This is a genomic window from Ensifer sp. ENS08, assembly GCF_014852195.1.
GTDB classification, from domain to species: Bacteria; Pseudomonadota; Alphaproteobacteria; order Rhizobiales; family Rhizobiaceae; genus Ensifer; species Ensifer adhaerens.
In genome coordinates this window covers 162,997-180,890 of record NZ_JACVBF010000010.1, presented here as the reverse complement: position 1 = coordinate 180,890, position 17,894 = coordinate 162,997, and the positions used below count along the sequence as shown (strand labels likewise).

The window sequence follows — 17,894 nt, the reverse complement described above, 5'->3', positions numbered from 1 at the left end:
GCGGAGATGCAATGGAGAGAGTGGGCATGAAGGCAATCGCTCGGGAGGATCGCGGCCTGCCTGCTCGCATCGCAGGCGATATTGGCCGCCGCATCACGCTCGGCGAGCTGAAGGTGGGCGATACCCTGCCGAAGGAAGCCGACATGCTGACGACACTCGGTGTCAGCCGCACGACGCTGCGCGAAGCGCTGAAGATCCTGTCGACCAAGGGCTTCATTGAGGCAAAGCCCCGGCTCGGGACACGCGTGCGGGCGGCCGAACACTGGAACACCCTCGATCCCGTCGTGCTTTCGTGGCAAAGTGATGCGGAGGATCAGGCAACGCTTGCCGAAGAACTGTTCGAGCTCCGCCTGTCGATCGAACCGCTTGCTGCACGCCTTGCCGCCAGACGCGGATCTGCGGCCGAGCATGCAGAGATTCGGGCCGCTTTCGCACGAATGGCGGAAGGCGGCGCTCGTGTCGAAGACGCGATCGAGGCTGATATCGCCTTTCACCTCAACATCTTTCAATCCGCCCACAACCGCTTCCTCTTGCCGGTTGCTTCCGTCATTCGGGCAGCGCTCTCCATCAGCATCCCGAAGACGATGGCGGCTACAGGCGGTTTCGGCCAATCCCTGGCCCAGCATGAGGCGATCCTCGTCGCGATCGAAGAACGCGACGAGGACAAGGCATTCGAACGCGCTGCAGCGTTGATCGCGTCGACCTACAAGCGCAATTTCACCTCCTAGCCAGTTGTTCCGGAGATACCGCCCGCAACTTCGAGATCGTCACCGCGCCTCAGGCGGAGACCTGATCCAGGAAAATCAGGCGTAGCGGTTCTTCAAGGAGAGCATCGATTTCGGCCGCGAAGGCTTGAAAATGGGGTGTCGCGAAATGTGCGTCGAGCGCAAGCTGGTCGGCGAAAGCTTCGCGCATGTAAAAGGTACCGGGCTCATCGCGCAGCTCGAACAAGACATAGTCGAGGTTGCCGGGTTCTGCGCGCGTTGGAGCGATGAGACCAAGCAGGCCCTGCCGGAGGGCCTCGCGTTGGTGCGGTTTAGCCTTCAAAATCGCGATGGAGACTACCTTTTCTTTGGTCATGACGGTTCCTTTCGTCGGGCGCTGGTGCGAACGATCTCGGGGTGGTTCTGCGGGTTGGCGCGGTGTGAACGGGTTTGAAATGCCGTGGGCCATCGAGGTACATCCAGGGAGCCCTGATTGACCAAGAGTGACGATAGTGCCGAGCAGCCCGGTCCGATAATCCGTCACGGACAGAAATGTTATTTCGGAGTTGCCGAATAATCTGTGCTCGCGTTGCCGGGTACTCGGCCCCTGTTCCGGCGGCAGGCCGCTGCTGAGAGCAAATCCCCTAGCGTTCGACCGCCGACGTCACCCGCGTTTTCTATGATCGGATGGCGTCGAGGACGGTCTGTATCAGTCGGCCAGACGACACGTTGCGTGGCCTGAGCAAACCGATCTCACGGCTCGGCGCATTCGGTAGCGGTAGCCGGGCGACGCGCAGCTTGTCGAAGAGCGGCGAGCGCCAGTCGGGCATCAGCGACACGCCGAGCCCAGCCTCAACCATCATCGATATGGCTTCCAGTGAATCGAGCTCCAGCCACTCTCGAGGGAGAATTCGCTGGGTTTGAAGGTAGGTATCGGCCAGTCGGCCACCCCAGTTGCTTCTGTCGTATCGAATGAACGGTTGCTCGCGAAGCAGGCGGTCGACGGGGGTCTCTGAAAGGTCCGGGGGGGCCAGGAGTACGAACCGTTCCGACCGGATGAGGTCCCAGTTGAGCGTCTTTGGAATGGGGAAGGGCGGTTTGACAAGGATTGCCGCGTCGATCTTCTCTTCAGCGACACTGTTATAGAGTTCGGCCGACGTGCCCGGCAGCAGGAAGATGTCGATGCCCGGCGTCCTGTCGAAAACCCGCCGCAAGGCGTTCGGAAGCAGGCCGGTCAGAACCGTCGAGATGGCGCCCAGACGGAGCTCTCCGAATGCCTGGTCGTCGCGCGCCACGCCTTTCAGCTGCCTGACTTCGGCGAGAACGCGCCGGCTCTTTTCCAGGATGGCGACGCCCGCTTCGGTTGGCTTCACCCGCCGGCCTGATCGCGCAAGAAGAGGCAGTCCGATCTCGTCTTCCAACGCCTGGATCCGTTGCGCGACCGCCGCTGGCGTGACGCCCATGCGGCGTGATGCCTCGGCGAGCGAGCCATGCTGAACCACCGCCAGAAAGGTTTCGAGAAAGCGCGTTTCCATCGTTTATTTTTACTATCGTCTGAAGGGATAAAAAGGAAGGTGTTTCTTCCGTTTCCGCCTTGGCATAGTGCCGTCAAACAACAGGAGGAAGAGTTGGATCTTCAGTTGAACAACAAGACGGCGCTCGTATTCGGCGCCGGTGGTGGGCTTGGCGGCGCGATCGCCAGGTCGCTCGCGGCCGAAGGCGTTTCCGTCGTTGTCGCCGACATCCACGAGGAAAGCGCCACGGCGACTGCAGAGGCAATCAGCGGCGCAGGCGGCAAGGCCATTCCGCTCATTTGGGATATCGGCGACCTTTCCCTGATCGGTCAGAAGCTCGATGCCATAAAAGCTGCGTTCGGACCGGTCGACATCCTTGTCAACAACACCGGGGGGCCGCCCCCAACGCCCGCCGCCGGACAGTCGCCCGACGATTGGTCGAAATATTTCGACCTCATGGTTCGCTCGGTGATCGCGGTCACCGATGCCGTGCTTCCGGGTATGCGCGAGCGCCAATGGGGACGCATCATTACCTCGACGTCCTCCGGCGTCGTCGCGCCGATTGCAAATCTCGGGATATCGAACAGCCTGCGCCTGGCCTTGGTCGGCTGGTCGAAGACCCTGGCGCGTGAGGTTGGTCGCGACGGTATCACCGCAAACATCGTACTGCCGGGGCGTATTGCCACCGGTCGGATCGTCTTTCTGGACGAACAGAAGGCCAAGCGCGAGAACCGCCCCGTCGCCGATGTCACGGCTGAAAGCACCGGGTCGATCCCGGTCGGCCGCTACGGCGATCCGAAGGAATATGGCGACACCGTCAGCTTCCTTGCGAGCCCCCGCGCATCCTATATCACCGGCTCAGTCATCCGTGTCGATGGCGGGCTGATCAACAGCATCTGATGTGCGAGGTTTCTAATGACACTTGAGCCTCACGTCGTTGAAACCCTGAAGAGCGTCTCCACCGCGACGCTCACCACGGTTCTCCTGAAAAAAGGGCTTCGCAACACCTGGCTGCGCGGCACGAAACCACTGAAGCCCGGCCAGGGACGGGTTGTCGGCAAGGCCTTTACGCTGCGCTTCATTCCTGCCCGGGAAGACCTCGCCACGCCTGCGAGCTGGGCGTCGCCAATCTCCACGCGGGCGGCGATCGAAGCGATGCCAGAGGGCTGCGTCGCCGTCGCCGATGCAGTGGGCGTCAGTGATGCCGGCATCTTCGGCGACATCCTGTGTGCCCGCATGGCGAAACGCAAGGTTGCCGGCCTCGTTACCGACGGCGTGATGCGGGACGCCGAGGGGGTGCTGGCGAGCGGCATGAAGGTGTGGTGCAATGGTGTTGCGGCACCGCCTTCAGTCGCAGGCTTGACCTTCGTTGGATGGCAGGAGCCGATCAATTGCGGCGGCGTTGCTGTTCTGCCTGATGATATTGTCGTCGTCGACGACGACGGCGCAGTCCTGATCCCGGCCGCGCTTCTCGAAGAGGTGCTCGCTGAGGCACCCGAGCAGGAGCGTATGGAAGCCTGGATCATGACTGAAGTGGATCGGGGCGTGCCGCTTCCCGGTCTTTACCCGATGAACGCTGAAACGAAGGCCCGGTACGAGGCCTGGAAGGAAAGCCAGAAATGACGTTCAGCACGCAATCCAAGGGCGTCTACGCCATCGCGACGACACCGTTCTTCGAGGACGGCTCGATCGATTTCAATTCGATCGACAAGTTGACAGACTTTTATGAGGAGAGCGGTTGTACCGGCGTCACGATCCTTGGAATCATGGGCGAGGCCCCGAAGCTCGAACCGGAGGAAAGCAGAGCCATCGTCAAGCGGGTGGTCTCCCGGTCGAAGATTCCTGTCATCGTCGGGGTATCCGCTCCAGGTTTTGCCAGCATGCGCTCGCTGGCGCGTGACTCGATGGAGATGGGTGCTGCCGGCGTCATGATCGCTCCGCCACCTGCGCTGCGCACGGATGATCAGATCGTCAACTATTTCGCAGGTGCGGTGGAAGCGGTCGGCGAAGATGTGCCGTGGGTTTTGCAGGACTATCCGCTGACCCTCACGGTTGTCATGGCGCCTGGCGTCATCGCGAAGATCATCACCAACCATTCGTCCTGCCTGATGCTGAAGCACGAGGACTGGCCCGGTCTTGAGAAAATATCAAAGTTGCGCGCCATGCAGAAGGCGGGCGAACTTCGCGAATTTTCCATCCTGTGCGGCAATGGCGGCCTCTTCCTCGACTTCGAGCCGGAGCGCGGTGCCGATGGTGCCATGACCGGCTATGGCTTTCCGGACATGCTTACCGAACTGATGGAGCTTTCTGCGGCCGGGAAGAGGGATGAAGCGCACGATCTATTCGACGCGCACCTGCCGTTGATCCGTTACGAGCAGCAGCTCGGGATAGGCCTTGCCATTCGCAAGCACGTTCTGAAGCGTCGCGGCGTTATCGCCACCGACGCGCAACGCAAGCCAGCCCAGATGCTGACCCCGACAGCGCGGGCGGAAGTGGACTATCTGCTTGCCCGTCTCGCGAGATACGACAGGCGAGCTGCTTTCTAGGCCGCTTCTTCTCCCCGGGGCCCCCGTCCGTCTCTGATCTGAAGCGGCGGACGGGTTTTTAAAGGTCGTTCCCGTTCTGCGACTTGTCATTGCGGTCTGTGCTCGCGCTCGCGCGCCTGATACTCTGACCTTGCCGATTGTCGATACACCTGTTTCAGAACGAGGTTTGACGATGCAGGGCCAGGAAACTTTCCTTGAAAGAACGTTGCGTATCGGTGTGATCGTTGTGGTCGCGATCCTGCTTGCGGCGATCCAGTACGTGGTGTCTTCGCGAGGCCTCTATCCCGTTCTCTGAGAGAAAATCGCGACCTCCTGAGCTGGCGGCCTCGGCAATTATCCTTGCGGACTTGAGCTATCTATCGAAAAGCCCCGCCGCCCACGTCGACATGGATGCTGGACGCCGGGGCTTGCCTCACATTCAAGCGAGCGTGTAGGCCGTCTTGACGGTCGTGTAGAACTCGGCGGCGTAGCGCCCCTGCTCGCGCGAGCCATGGGACGAGCCCTTGCGGCCGCCGAAGGGCACGTGGAAATCGACGCCCGCCGTCGGCAGGTTGACCATCACCATGCCGGCTTCGGCATTGCGCTTGAAATGGGTCGCGTGCTTGAGGCTGGTGGTGGCAATCCCCGAGGACAGACCGAAGGGCGTGTCGTTGGCGACAGTGAGCGCCTCATCGTAGTCCTTGACGCGGATGACGGATGCGACCGGCCCGAAGATCTCTTCCCGAGAAATGCGCATGGCGTTCGTCGCTTCGGTAAACAGCGCCGGCTGCAGGTAGAAGCCGGGCGTGTCGCGCTTCAGAAGCTCGCCGCCGAAGGCAAGCTTTGCGCCTTCCTGTCGGCCGATGGCGATATAGTCGGTGTCCTGGTTGAGCTGGCTCTCATCGACCACCGGACCGATCTGGGTGCCGGCCTTCAAGGCGTCGTCGATCACAAGCCCCTTCATCCGTTCGCCCATGGCCGCCACGAAGCGATCATGAATGCCCTCGGTGACGATGAGGCGCGAAGATGCGGTGCAGCGCTGGCCGGTGGAGAAGAAGGCGGAGTTGACCGCCGCCTCGACCGCGACCGCAAGATCGGCGTCGTCAAGCACGACGAACGGGTTCTTGCCGCCCATCTCCAGCTGGTATTTGCGATTGTGTTCGACCGAGGCCAGCGCCACGCGTTTGCCCGTGCCGGTCGAGCCGGTGAAGGTGATGGCGTGAATGTCGGGACTGTCGAGCATCGCCTGGCCGACGACCGAGCCCTTGCCCATCACGAGGTTCAAGACGCCCTTCGGCAGGCCGGCGCGGTTAAGAATGTCGACGATGGCCCAGGAACTGCCGGGCACCAGTTCGGCCGGCTTGAAGACGACGGTGTTGCCGTAGCAGAGTGCCGGCGCGATCTTCCAGGCGGGAATGGCGATCGGGAAGTTCCAGGGCGTGATGATGCCGACGACACCGACCGGCTCGCGGGTGATCTCGACGCCGATATTGGGTCTTGCCGACGGCAGCACCTCGCCCGCCAACCGCAGGCACTCGCCGGCGAAGAAGTCGAAGATCTGGCCGGCGCGCACCGTCTCGCCGATGCCTTCGGCCAAGGTCTTGCCTTCCTCACGCGACAAGAGCTTCCCGAGTTCGTCCTTGCGCGCAAGGATCTCGTCGGCGGTCTTCCTGATGATCGCGTGGCGCTCGAGAATACCCGAGCGCGACCAGGCCGGAAACGCCGCCTTGGCGGCAGCGATCGCTGCGCGCGCATCCTCGGCTGACGCGCGGGCGTATTCGCCGACCACGTCGTTGGTATCGGACGGGTTGATGTTGCGGAACGCTTCGCTACCGGCGATCCATTCCCCATCGATCAGGTTTTTCTGCACCATATCTATCCTCCGCGGCGCTCACACTTTGATCATGTCTCTGCTTATCGGATGCGATGGATCCGGCAGAAAGAACAATCTTTCGACCCCGCCATTGCCAAAACGGCAAACCCAAATCGCGACCCGAGCGTTGCCGTATCGGCAATACCAACCGCTAAAAATTGTGCTTTATGAGATGCCAAATTCCATCATCATCGCTCCCATAACAAGCAAGGGGAACGATATGTCTCGTTTTATGATGAACCGCCGAGGTTTCCTTTCGAATGCGGCCGCAATGGGCGCGATTGCCGCAACCCATAGCCTCATCAATGTTTCACCAGGCCTTGCGGCCGATTCCGCGACGATACGCATGCAGCTCGGTTGGCTGCCATCGAACGGGCTTCTCGGAGAGCTCGTGGCCCGCAAGAAGGGTTACTACGCCGAGAAGAGCATAGAGCTCGAAATCGTGCCCGGCGGACCGAATGTCGATGGTGTTGCGGGTGTTGCCGTTGGCCAGTCGACCATCGGTCAGATTTCCTCCAGCCCGTCAGTCATGCTGGCTCGTTCGGCCGGCGCACCGATCAAGGCATTCGCCGCCGGCTACCAAAAACATCCCTTCGCCTATTTCTCTCGCAAGGCAAATCCGATCGCCAAGCCTCAGGACATGATTGGCAAGACGATCGCCGCGATCCCGACCTCGGTCATTCTTCTGCGCGCGCTTCTCGCCAAGAACGGCATATCGGAAGACCAGGTCAAGATCGTCAACATGGGCTCGGACATGAACCAGCTCGTGACCGGCCAGGCCGATGCGGTCTGTGGCTGGCTGACGAACGTCAACGCCCTGAAGGTGCTTGGGGATGACCGGGTCGATCTGACGCTCTGGGATGGCGGTATCCGGCTTTATGCCAACGTCTACTATACCACCGACGACCAGTTGCAAAATCACGCGGACCAGCTCGCAGCCTTCGTATCCGGTTCGGCGCGCGGGTGGGGTTATGCCCGCGACCATCAGGAAGAGGCCGTCGACATCCTGCTTGAATCCTACCCCAACCTCGACAAGGCGAGCGAGCTGGAGGCCATCGGACCGCTGATGAAGTTCGTGTTCAACGAAACCACCGCGAGCGAGGGTTGGGGAGGCATGGACCAGGCAAACTGGGCGGAGCAAATCAAGACCTATGCGGACCTCGGCCAGTTCACAGGTCCGGTTCCCAACGTCGACGACGTCTACACAATGGCAATCCTGGATGCGACGGCCGATGTCCGCAAGAGCGTAGGATAAGGCGATGTTGGAAACGCTTATCAGACCCGGCCAGGCTTCGCTCGGCAACGCCGCGGTGTCGGTGAAGAACCTTCACATTCGCTTTGGCGCGGATGATTCAGGCTTCACCGCACTCTCCGATGTCTCGGTCGAGATACCGGCCGGCTCGCTCGTGACCATGCTCGGCCCATCCGGCTGCGGCAAGTCGACTTTGCTGCGTACCGTCGCGGATCTCGTGCACATCACCGACGGTTCGGTGTCCGTCCATGGCCAGACACCGCGCAAGGCGCGCGAGGGGCGCGATTTCGCCTTCGTCTTCCAGGAAGCGACGCTGCTGCCGTGGCGCAATGTGATCGACAATGTGCGTCTCCCGCTGCTGGTGGGAAAACGCGAACCGGGCGCGACCTATGCCGATCCGGAAGAGCTTCTCGCCCTCGTGGGCTTGAAGGGGCGCGAGAAGGCGATGCCGCACGAATTGTCGGGCGGCCAGCGCCAGCGCGTGGCGATCGCCCGGGCACTGGTGACCCGCCCGCGTATTCTCTTGATGGACGAGCCTTTCGGCGCGCTCGACGAGATCACGCGCGACAAGCTGAACGAAGAACTGCTGCGCCTCTGGCAGGAAACCGGCACGACGATCCTCTTCGTCACCCATTCGATCCCCGAGGCCGTCTTCCTCGGTCAACATGTGCTGATGCTCGCCGCCCATCCCGGCCGCGTCAAAGAGTTCATGAAAGTCGACTTGCCCTACCCGCGAACTCTCGCGATGCGCGACACGGTCGAGTTCATCCAGGTGACCGCCCACCTGCGCAAACTTTTGGGAGAATGCTGATGGCGAATGCCCTTCCTTCACAGGCGGAAGGCCGCGCTTTGACCGACGGCAACCGGTTCCGGATACTCGATGGTCTTGCCGCTGCGATCCTGCGACATCTTCCGGCGACACTCGCGATCCTTGGCTGCATCCTTTTGTGGCAACTCGTCGTCTGGGGTTTTTCGGTGCCGACCTTCATGGCGCCCGGACCGGTCGACGTCATCAAGGCCTTCGGCGAAAACGCCGGCGTGCTCTGGACGAACTTCTGGCCGACGCTCATGGAGGCCGTTCTCGGTTTTATCTTCGGCAATGTCATCGCCGTCCTTCTGGCGGTCTGGTTCGTCTATAGCCCGCTCGCGGAACGCGCCTTCTATCCGATCGCCGTCATCATCAAGTCGATCCCGATCATCGCGCTTGCCCCGATCCTGGTGCTGCTTGTCGGCAACGGCATCGCGCCGAAGATCATCATCGCCGGCCTGATCTGCTTCTTCCCGACGCTGGTCAACATGGTGCAGGGACTGAAGTCGGCGAGCCCCGCAATGCTAGACCTGATGCGCATCCTGTCTGCCAGCAATTCCGAAATCTTCTGGAAGGTTCGCCTGCCGGGCTCGCTGCCCTTTCTCTTCGCCGCGCTGAAGATTGCGGCAACCAGCAGCGTGATGGGCGCGATCGTCGCCGAATGGATCGGCTCCAGCTACGGTCTCGGTGCGCTGATCATCGAGGCGACCTACAATTTCCGCTCGCCGCTGCTTTACGCGACGGTGGTGATTGCGGCCTCGCTTGCCGTGGTTCTCTTCTTTGCCGTCTCCTACGCGGAATCGAAGATCGTCCGCTGGAAACCGACGACGGACCACTGACCCCCAAACCCTTTGCTGCCGGACCTGGATAACCGGGTCCGGTCCACCGACGAAGTCACTGGCTGTGAGCTCCTCACATTTCGCCGGACACGTCCCCTATGGAGGAAACGACCATGGAAACAATCAGAGAACCCCTGCGCAATGCCCGGATCGTCGACCGCTCGGACGTCGTCGTCGTCGGCGGTGGACCGGCTGGGATCTCCGCCGCGGTTTCGGCGGCACGCACCGGAGCCAGCGTCACGCTTATCGAACGCTATCCCTATGTCGGTGGCCTTGCCGCAGGCGGTATGGTTCTGGTGCTCGACGACATGGTCAACGGCGTCGAAATCACCGTGCGTGGCATCTGCATGGAAATGATCGAACGGATGAAGACGCTCGGCCTTTGCGTCACGCCGACGGATGGCGACCGCCAGCTCGATATTCGCGATACGCCGGAGGCCTGGCAAAGATGGGCGCGCTGGGGCCTGTTCGACTTCCACACGCCGTCTGCGCCGCACCCGATCTGCTATGCGGCCGCCTTCGATCCGGACGCCTTCAAGCGCGTCTCCTATGACATCCTGCGCGAATCCGGCGTGAAGCTCAGGACCCATAGCTGGTTCTCCTCGGCGATCGTCGAGAACGGCACGATCAAGGGTGTGGTTTGCCAGACGAAATCCGGCCGCGAGGCCATCATGGGCGACGTCGTCATCGACGCCTCGGGCGACCTCGACGTTGCGGCCGATGCCGGCGCCCAGCATACGGACGGCAATTTCATCCTGACGACGGTTTCCCGCTGGGGGGGCATCGACACTGAAGCCGCCGAGCGCTTCGAATTTGAGGAACCCGAAAAGTTTAAGGCAATCGACCACGAGGCCAAGCGTCTGATTGGCGGTTGCTGGTCGTACTGGTGGCTGAAGACCCCGCTGCCGGGCGTCATCTGGCTCAACTGCCCGCACATGCCGAAGCTCTCTGGCCTCCGTGTCGAAGACTTAACCTATGCGGAACTCGAGGGCCGTGGCCGCATTGCCCGCCTGCTCGACTTCGCCCGCGCCAACCTGCCGGGCTTCGAAAATGCCCATGTGATCGACTTTGCGCCGCAGACGGGCGTGCGCCAGTCGCGACTGCTCCAGGGCGAATATGTCGTCACCAAGGGCGACGTGATGAACCGCCAGCACTTCACCGACACAGTGTGCCGTGGCCGCGACTACTACACGCCCTATAGGGCCATGCTGCCCAAAGAGGTCGATCAGTTGATCGTCGCAGGCCGGCATTATTCCGCGACCATTCAGGCGCAAAAATCGAGCCGCGAGATCCCGCCCTGCATGGCGATGGGCGAGGCGGCCGGTGTTGCCGCCACCGTCGCGCTCAATGCCGGCGTCAAGGTGCGAGACGCCGACGTCAAGGCGATCCAGAAGCAGCTGCGGGCGCAGGGTGCCGATCCCGGCGACGTACCATCCGAAAATGCAACCTATCTGGAGGCCGCAGAATGACGTCTCTTCCCCTCGACGGTATCCGCGTCGTCGACTTTACCCAGGTCATGCTTGGCCCGTGCTGCACGCAGATGCTGGCCGACTACGGCGCCGAGGTCATCAAGGTCGAAAAGGCCAAGATCGGCGACCTCTCGCGCTGGTCGCTGGGCTCCGACCCGGATGGCCTCAACAATCCGGTTTTCTCCTCGCTCAACCGCAACAAGAAGAGCCTTGCACTCGACCTCAAGCAGGACGAGGCGCGGGCAGCCGTCCGCGCGCTGATCGACACTGCCGACGTGGTCGTCAACAATTTCCGTCCTGACGTCATGGAGCGCATGGGTTTCGGCTATGAAGAGCTGAAGCGGACAAACCCACGGCTGATCTACGCCGTCGGCACGGGCTTCGGCCTTGAAGGCCCCTACCGGCACAAGGGCGGGCAGGACATCCTGGCGCAGGCGCTTTCGGGCGTCATGCGGCGCAAGTCCGACGCGAGCCATCCGCTGTCGATCTACGCGACGCCGCTTGCAGACTACTCGGCCGGCATGCACCTCGTGCAGGGCATTCTGCTTGCCTTGCTGCATCGCGAAAAGACCGGGCACGGCCAGCAAGTGGCGGTCAGCCTCTACAGTTCGATGCTCGCCATGCAGATGCAGGAAGGCACCACGCACATGATGCGGGAAAAGGACCTGAACTGGGGCGCCTTCCCGCTGACGGGCGTGTTCGAGACGACCGACGGCGCCATCGTCATGGTCGGTGCCTTCAAGCAGAATCCGCTGCGCGACATCTGCAATGCCCTTGAGATCGAGGACCTGTCCCTCCAGCCGCAATTTGTCGATTTCGACGCGCAGATGCAGCGCCGTCCGGATTTGCAGCAAATCTTCCGCGAGGCGTTCGCAAAAAACAGCAGCGCCCATTGGCTCGGCCGCTTGGAACAGGTGGACATTCTCTGCGCACCGGTACGCTCGCTTCCCGAAGCCCTTAACGACGAACAGACGACGATCAACGGCATGATCCTGGACGCGGGAGAGACGAAGGCCGGTCCGATCCGGCTGGTTGGTTCGCCGATCGACATGTCGGCGGCGACCGTGACGGTTCGCATCGCGCCGCCGACGCTCGGCGAGCACAATGACGAGATCCTTTCGGGACTTTCGGTTCGTCAGGGAGATGCGGCATGAGCGTCACTTTCGTGGTAGAGGATCGCGTCGCAAGCGTCACTCTCAACCGTCCCGAGCGGATGAACGCGGTGGATGCCGCAACCGAGCGCGAACTGGATGCGATCTGGGAGGAGATCGAAGCACGCGACGACATCAGCTGCGTCGTCTTGACGGGCGCCGGCGAACGGGCGTTCTGCGCCGGGGCGGATCTGAAGGGGGCTGAAAAGACCGGCCTTGATTACTGGACCGAAAACCGGCCGAACGGCTTTGGAGGACTGGCCTTTCGCCGCTCTCTGGATGTTCCCGTCATCGCGAGGGTCAATGGCTATGCGCTCGGTGGTGGATTCGAGATGGTTCTCGGCTGCGATATCGTCATAGCTTCGACGGAGGCGGCCTTCGGCCTGCCCGAGGCTCGCGTCGGGCGCCTGCCGCTCGATGGCGGCATGGTGCTTCTTCAGCGCAGGATCCCGCACAACCTTGCCATGGGTGTGCTGTTGACCGGTCGGCGGTTCTCGGCCGCCGAGATGCGCGCCTTTGGTATCGTCAACGAACTTGCCGAACCGGGCGAGCTCGACGCGGCCGTCTCCCGCTGGGTGAAGGAAATCGTCGCCTGTGCGCCGCTCTCGCTGCGCGCCATCAAGCAGACGGTCAATCGCACCGGACACCTGTCTCCGGCGGAAGCCCAGGGATTACGCACGCCCGCGCTTGTGAAGGCGCTGAACAGCGAGGATGCGCTGGAAGGTGTGCGCGCTTTTCAGGAGAAGCGCGCGCCCGTTTGGAGGGGACGGTGAGCGTGTTATAGGTCGGGGCCCAGGGGAGGAGGGGTCCAATCGAATGCACGCCAGCATCCTGAAATACTTCGTCTCGGTCGCGCGGTCCGGGTCCATTCGCAAGGCCTCCGAGGAGCTTCATGTCGCATCCTCGGCGGTCAGCCGGCAGATCAAGAAACTGGAGGACGAACTCGGGATCGCGCTCTTCGAGCGGCTTTCGAATGGCTTGAGGCTGACAGTTGCCGGGGAAAACGTGCTGCGCCACGCCCGGGTGACGCTGGAAAATTTCGAACTGCTGCGCAGCGACCTCGGCGCCCTGCAGGGGAAAAAGACCGGTCGGGTGCAGATGTCCTGCCTCGATAGCCTGGCGATCCAATTCCTGCCGGACATGGTCAACGCGTTCCACAGTATCCATCCCGGCGTGAGCTTTCACATCCACACCGCCGGCCACGGCAATATCAGCAGCCTGGTCGCCGAGGGCGATGTCGATATGGGCCTGACCTTCGATCTGGCCCGGCCTGACGATACCGAGATGCTCTTTCGCGTGCCGATGCCGCTGATGGCCTTCGTCGGACGGGAACATCCGCTGGCCAAACAGCGGCAGGTTTCGCTTGCCGAATGCGCCCAGTACGACCTTCTCCTGCAACTCGACACGCAACCGATCCGCTCGCTCATCGAAATCGAACTCTCGGTCTTCGAGCGGACCGGGCGGCCTTTTGTTCTCTCGAACAGCCAGATGATGCTCAAACCTTTCATCCTGTCCGGTCAGGGCGTGGCTTTCTTCACGCCGATCGGTTTCCTCGCCGAGATCAGATCGGGCGATCTCGTCGCCATACCGCTTTCCGGCTCGCGCCTTCAGAACCTGCATGTCGGGATTCTGGTGCAGCGACGCCGGCAGCGCACGCATGCGGCGGAAGCCGTCATCGAATTTGTCGGCGCGGAACTGCAGAGGTTCAGCGACCAGATCATGGAGGCGATCCATCCGTGAATACAGCATCCGTTCCCGGGCGACTTCTCTTGCGACCGGGCCACGAGGCCGCAGGGCGCACGCAAAATCTGTTGGATCATTTGCCTGAGGGCGCCTCATGGACGACGATCCCGGCCGGTGCTTTGCTTATGCCGCCGCCCGTCAACGCCCATGACCATGGTTATGGCATCCGCACGCTCGATTTTGGCAACGCGGACGATGCCCTGGAAGTGTGGATCCCGGGACTTCGGCTTCGACCGCGAACCGAGCCCTATCTGGAAGCGCTGGTGGCCTTCTCAAGGTTGGCGCAAACGGGCGTCGGCGCGACCATGCATTGCCATAATTCTTTGAACATCGACCGTCTCGTCGACGAGGCAGGCGCGGTCATGCGCGCGGCGTGCGACGCAGGCATTAGGCTTGCGCTTTCCTGCCCGCTTCTCGACAACGATCCGTGGGCCTATGACGGCGGGCCTCAGCGATTGCGGCCATATCTTGATCCGGCAGACTGGGACGATCTCAGCGGCTCGATCCCGAGCTATGCGTCGCCATCGGTGCAGATCTCGGCAGCCGACGCGGTCGCTGCGGCCAACACAAGTCCGTTGATCGATGTGCAGTATGGTCCGATCGGGCCGCAATGGTGTTCCAATACACTGCTCGAAGCGATCGCCGAGGCCTCTCACGCAACCGGCCGGCGCATTCACATGCATCTCCTTGAAAGCCCGAAGCAGAGGCAATGGCTGGATCGGCGCTTTCCGCAAGGGGTTGTCCGATACCTCGACGAGATCGGCTTCCTGTCGCCCCGCCTCGCCGTCGCCCACGGCGTCCAGCTGCGACCGGACGAGTTGGAGCTGCTGGCTGCGCGTGGCGTGCAGCTCGTTTCGAACCCGTCGGCGAATTTGCGCCTGCGTTCAGGCGTGGCGCCGGTCGCCACCATTCCGCCAAGCGGCCCCGCTTTCGCGTTCGGCCTCGACGGAACGGGCTTTGACGATGACCAGGATCTCTGGCGCGAATTGCGCCTTGCCCATCTGCTGCATGGCGGCCGCGACCTGACGCGAACCCTTACGGCGGGACGTGTCTTCGATGCCGCGATCCATGTCGGCGCCAAGGTGGTGAACGCCCCGGCGAACGAAGACCTGGTGCTCGTGGACTATGCTGCGCTGATTGCCGACAGCCTGATGGACGACCTGGATGAAGCGGAGGTGCTGCTTACCCGGATGACCGCCGCGCATGCAAAGGCGCTCTATGTCGGCGGACAGGAGATCCTGTGCGATGGACGGTTGACCCGGGTCGATTTCGAGGCTGCCCGGGCCGAACTCCTGCAGCAGGCGCGCGCTGACCTTCCGCGGCTGACCGCCGAGCGCGGACGCGTGACCAAACTGGCCGCGGCAACAAGGGCCTATTACGCCAGCTGGTGAGCGCGGCGACAAGGCGGTAGGCGTCACCCTCTGGTCTCCTATAGGGGGCGGACTTGCTAAGCGATCGCGGCTGCCTTCTCGAATGCGGCAACGAAAGGATGGTCCTGCGTCGTGGAGCACTCCTTGCTCCAGCCGCCGGGCGACCCCATCCCCGTGACATCGGACCCGAAGAACTCCTTGTTCACAGCGATGAAGTGGCGCTGGTTGTTTGGTATCTCCTGATCCCAGGCAATGGCATCGACGGGACAGATCGAAAGACAGAGCCCGCAATTTATGCATTCGTCGGGGTGGATGTAGAAGGTGCGGCCACCCTCGTAAATGCAGTCCACAGGGCAGGCGGCGGTGCAGTCGCCATCCTTCACGTCGATGCAGGGTTCGGTAATGACATAGGCCATCTTGCGGATCTCTGAAGAGTTGTTTGCACGGCCAATTATTCAGAGTTTCCCTTGCCGAAGAAGCACAGATATTCGCAAGGTCGATTGCCAAAAAGGCAACGTCCGGGGCCCGTTCTTTCGTGCTTGGGCCTGTCGCCATGGCGAAGTGCTGCACAAGCGCGAGCCGTGGAACGCGCGTGATCGCCCGAACGTAGAGAGAGCCGGCAATCCCGAATGCGAGCTCGGTTGAGAGGCGTCGGTGATCGCTGCGGCAGTTGTCGCGATCCGATCTCGTGGTGGCAACGGGACGAGAAGACAACAGGCCAACGATTCCCGGGCGCGTTGATTGCGGCTATCAAAACCGAGAGAAAAAACGGACGACCTACTTTGGATTTGCCGATTTTTGTCAATTTTCAATTGACATTTGCAGCTTTCATTAAAGTATCAGTGGCGATAACTTTACAGACGCGCTACAATGTCAAACATGAGTGGACAAAGCGAGACAAAGCTAAAGCAGCTTCTCCAAGCCGTGCCACCTGGATTCCTGGTGGACACTGCGTGGATGGCTCGTCACGCCATCTCGCGACAATCGGTTTCGGGCTACGTCAAACGCGGTTGGTTGGAACCAGCATTGACGGGCCTCTATCGACGTCCATTTTCGCCAGACACGAACCCGGATGCCGTTACGGGATGGAAGATCCCTTTGCTTTCGGCCGTATGGCTGATGCGGCACAAATTCCACGTTGGCGGGGCAAGTGCTCTCTCCCTGCGGGGCCACAGTCACTATCTCTCGCTCAGCGGCGAGTTCGTTCTTTGCCTCTACGGCTCCGACATTCCGTTGTGGCTGTCGAAACTGCATACCGATGCGCGGATCCTGACCAGAAGCGCCAATTTGTTTGGAGACGCGGCCCTCGGCGTTGAACATTCTGATTTCAATCTATCGGACGATGCCGACGGCGAGCTCGCCCTGAGCCCGTGGCGCTGGCCGATCCCGATGTCGTCTCCTGAACGCGCGATCATCGAAATGCTCGATGAGCTGCCAAAGAGCGAAAGCTTCCACACCGTCGACATGGCGTTCGAGAGCCTGGCCAATCTGCGCCCGAAGCTGCTGACAAGACTTCTGGCGGAGTGCCGAAGTGTAAAGACCAAGCGCCTCTTCTTCGTTTATGCAGACAAGCACGGGCACGCCTGGCGCAGGCACATCGACATGTCGGCGATCGATCTCGGCACGGGCGACCGAGCACTCACCCCAGGTGGTCGGCTTCACCCGGCTTACCGAATCACCATTCCAGACGAGCTGATGCCAAAGGAGACGCCCCGTGGCGCGTGAGCAATATATGCGGCAAGTGGAACTCCTGGTGAAGACCCTTCCTTTCATTGCACGTCAGGAAACCTTTGCCCTTAAAGGTGGCACGGCGATCAACCTCTTCTACCGCGACATGCCGCGACTATCAGTCGATATTGATCTGACCTATCTCCCGATCGAGGATCGCGAGACGACGCTGAAAGGTATCGACACCACACTCGAGCAAATCCGCGACGACCTACTGCGAAACCTCCGGGGTGTCACGGTGCAGAGGATAGCCGGCGGAGGCAACAACGACACGCGCGTCCTCGTCCGGCAAGGAGGCGCCGAAATCAAGATCGAGACCTCGCCGGTCGCCAGAGGGACGGTCCACCCGCCTGAACTACGACGCGTGAGCGAAGCGGTCGAAGACGAATTCGGCTTTGCGGAAATGCAGGTCGTTTCGTTCGAGGACCTTTTCGGCGGCAAGCTGCATGCAGCTGTCGACCGCCAGCATCCACGTGACTTGTTCGACGTGAAGCTGCTGTACGAGAATGAAGGTCTGACAGATGCGTTGTTTCACACGTTCCTCGTTTATGTCGCAAGCTCCGGCCGACCGCCGCACGAATTGGTGCGTCCCTCGCTCGTGAAGCTCGACGAGGCTTTCGTAAAAGAGTTCGAGGGCATGACATCGGAAGCAGTCAGCCTTAACGAGTTGGAAGGGGTGAGGAACCGATTGGCCGGCGATATTCTCGCAAGGCTGGATGAAAAGGCCATGCGGTTCCTTCTAACGCTCCATGACGGCGAGCCCGATTTCGACGCGATCGGCCTTCCACAGGCAGCGGAGCTTCCGGCTGTCCGCTGGAAGGTCCTCAACCTCGTAAAGCTGAAGGAACAGAACCCCGCGAAACACCTCGAACAGCGCCGTGAAATACAGGGCATTCTTTCTTAAATCTGGCTCAGCGG

The 17,894-nt window shown here is 61.5% G+C and carries 19 protein-coding genes; 15 read left to right on the top strand and 4 right to left on the bottom strand.

From position 1 onward, the window contains the following. The first annotated feature begins 26 nt into the window (after window positions 1-26). Window positions 27-728 carry a FadR/GntR family transcriptional regulator gene (locus IB272_RS21450; protein ID WP_192358806.1) on the top strand — a complete coding sequence of 234 codons (702 nt, stop codon included), beginning with the start codon at window positions 27-29 and terminating at the stop codon, window positions 726-728. Window positions 729-777: 49 nt separating this feature from the next. Here IB272_RS21450 and IB272_RS21445 read toward each other — a convergent pair whose 3' ends face one another. Next, complete coding sequence (locus tag IB272_RS21445) at window positions 778-1,080, bottom strand: putative quinol monooxygenase (protein ID WP_192444986.1); 303 nt, start codon at window positions 1,078-1,080, stop codon at window positions 778-780. 301 nt (window positions 1,081-1,381) lie between these two features. Beyond that, entirely contained in the window at window positions 1,382-2,239 is an 858-nt protein-coding gene (locus IB272_RS21440; RefSeq protein WP_192444984.1) for a LysR family transcriptional regulator, read from the bottom strand. Between the two features lie 93 nt (window positions 2,240-2,332). Here IB272_RS21440 and IB272_RS21435 point away from each other — a divergent pair, with 93 nt between their 5' ends. From IB272_RS21435 to IB272_RS35395, 4 genes are all read left to right on the top strand, one after another. Continuing rightward, window positions 2,333-3,118 carry an SDR family oxidoreductase gene (locus IB272_RS21435; protein ID WP_113294934.1) on the top strand — a complete coding sequence of 262 codons (786 nt, stop codon included), beginning with the start codon at window positions 2,333-2,335 and terminating at the stop codon, window positions 3,116-3,118. A gap of 15 nt (window positions 3,119-3,133) precedes the next feature. Beyond that, window positions 3,134-3,841, top strand: coding sequence for a ribonuclease activity regulator RraA (locus IB272_RS21430; protein ID WP_060603431.1), 708 nt, complete (start codon window positions 3,134-3,136; stop codon window positions 3,839-3,841). Beyond that, window positions 3,838-4,764, top strand: a complete 927-nt coding sequence (locus tag IB272_RS21425) for a dihydrodipicolinate synthase family protein (RefSeq protein ID WP_112984499.1) — start codon at window positions 3,838-3,840, stop codon at window positions 4,762-4,764. The genes IB272_RS21430 and IB272_RS21425 overlap by 4 nt, the downstream gene beginning before the upstream one ends. A 172-nt stretch (window positions 4,765-4,936) precedes the next feature. Continuing rightward, entirely contained in the window at window positions 4,937-5,059 is a 123-nt protein-coding gene (locus IB272_RS35395) for a hypothetical protein (protein ID WP_255381371.1), read from the top strand. 123 nt (window positions 5,060-5,182) lie between these two features. Here the strand turns inward: IB272_RS35395 and IB272_RS21420 are convergent, their stop codons facing one another. Next, on the bottom strand, window positions 5,183-6,616 hold the full coding sequence (locus IB272_RS21420; RefSeq protein ID WP_192444982.1) for an aldehyde dehydrogenase family protein: 1,434 nt from the start codon (window positions 6,614-6,616) through the stop codon (window positions 5,183-5,185). Window positions 6,617-6,836: 220 nt separating this feature from the next. Here IB272_RS21420 and IB272_RS21415 point away from each other — a divergent pair, with 220 nt between their 5' ends. From IB272_RS21415 to IB272_RS21380, 8 genes are all read left to right on the top strand, one after another. Beyond that, on the top strand, window positions 6,837-7,871 hold the full coding sequence (locus IB272_RS21415) for an ABC transporter substrate-binding protein (protein WP_034796052.1): 1,035 nt from the start codon (window positions 6,837-6,839) through the stop codon (window positions 7,869-7,871). A 4-nt stretch (window positions 7,872-7,875) separates the two neighbouring features. Further along, window positions 7,876-8,679 carry an ABC transporter ATP-binding protein gene (locus tag IB272_RS21410; RefSeq protein ID WP_034796056.1) on the top strand — a complete coding sequence of 268 codons (804 nt, stop codon included), beginning with the start codon at window positions 7,876-7,878 and terminating at the stop codon, window positions 8,677-8,679. Then, the gene (locus IB272_RS21405; RefSeq protein WP_034796058.1) at window positions 8,679-9,515 is read left to right on the top strand and encodes an ABC transporter permease; all 837 of its coding nucleotides are present in this window, start codon (window positions 8,679-8,681) and stop codon (window positions 9,513-9,515) included. The genes IB272_RS21410 and IB272_RS21405 overlap by 1 nt, the downstream gene beginning before the upstream one ends. 113 nt (window positions 9,516-9,628) lie before the next feature. Further along, complete coding sequence (locus IB272_RS21400) at window positions 9,629-10,984, top strand: FAD-dependent oxidoreductase (protein WP_246810397.1); 1,356 nt, start codon at window positions 9,629-9,631, stop codon at window positions 10,982-10,984. Then, window positions 10,981-12,138 carry a CoA transferase gene (locus IB272_RS21395; RefSeq protein ID WP_060518083.1) on the top strand — a complete coding sequence of 386 codons (1,158 nt, stop codon included), beginning with the start codon at window positions 10,981-10,983 and terminating at the stop codon, window positions 12,136-12,138. Before IB272_RS21400 ends, IB272_RS21395 begins: the two co-directional genes overlap by 4 nt. After that, window positions 12,135-12,908, top strand: coding sequence for an enoyl-CoA hydratase-related protein (locus tag IB272_RS21390; RefSeq protein ID WP_192444978.1), 774 nt, complete (start codon window positions 12,135-12,137; stop codon window positions 12,906-12,908). Before IB272_RS21395 ends, IB272_RS21390 begins: the two co-directional genes overlap by 4 nt. Window positions 12,909-12,951: 43 nt before the next feature. Continuing rightward, window positions 12,952-13,875: a LysR family transcriptional regulator gene (locus tag IB272_RS21385; RefSeq protein WP_034796085.1), complete on the top strand. Its 924-nt coding sequence runs from the start codon at window positions 12,952-12,954 to the stop codon at window positions 13,873-13,875. A gap of 128 nt (window positions 13,876-14,003) precedes the next feature. Further along, window positions 14,004-15,269 (top strand): amidohydrolase family protein, encoded by a 1,266-nt coding sequence (locus IB272_RS21380; protein ID WP_192439354.1) that lies wholly within the window; start codon window positions 14,004-14,006, stop codon window positions 15,267-15,269. Window positions 15,270-15,325: 56 nt separating this feature from the next. On the opposite strand, the gene fdxA is transcribed toward IB272_RS21380, so the two are convergent. Then, window positions 15,326-15,664 carry a ferredoxin gene (gene fdxA, locus IB272_RS21375; RefSeq protein ID WP_034796100.1) on the bottom strand — a complete coding sequence of 113 codons (339 nt, stop codon included), beginning with the start codon at window positions 15,662-15,664 and terminating at the stop codon, window positions 15,326-15,328. Window positions 15,665-16,127: 463 nt separating this feature from the next. Between fdxA and IB272_RS21370 the strand changes: the two genes are divergently transcribed. Both IB272_RS21370 and IB272_RS21365 read left to right on the top strand, forming a co-directional pair. After that, complete coding sequence (locus tag IB272_RS21370; protein ID WP_090426908.1) at window positions 16,128-16,973, top strand: type IV toxin-antitoxin system AbiEi family antitoxin domain-containing protein; 846 nt, start codon at window positions 16,128-16,130, stop codon at window positions 16,971-16,973. Continuing rightward, on the top strand, window positions 16,963-17,880 hold the full coding sequence (locus IB272_RS21365; RefSeq protein WP_090426905.1) for a nucleotidyl transferase AbiEii/AbiGii toxin family protein: 918 nt from the start codon (window positions 16,963-16,965) through the stop codon (window positions 17,878-17,880). The genes IB272_RS21370 and IB272_RS21365 overlap by 11 nt, the downstream gene beginning before the upstream one ends. The last annotated feature ends 14 nt before the right edge of the window (window positions 17,881-17,894 follow it).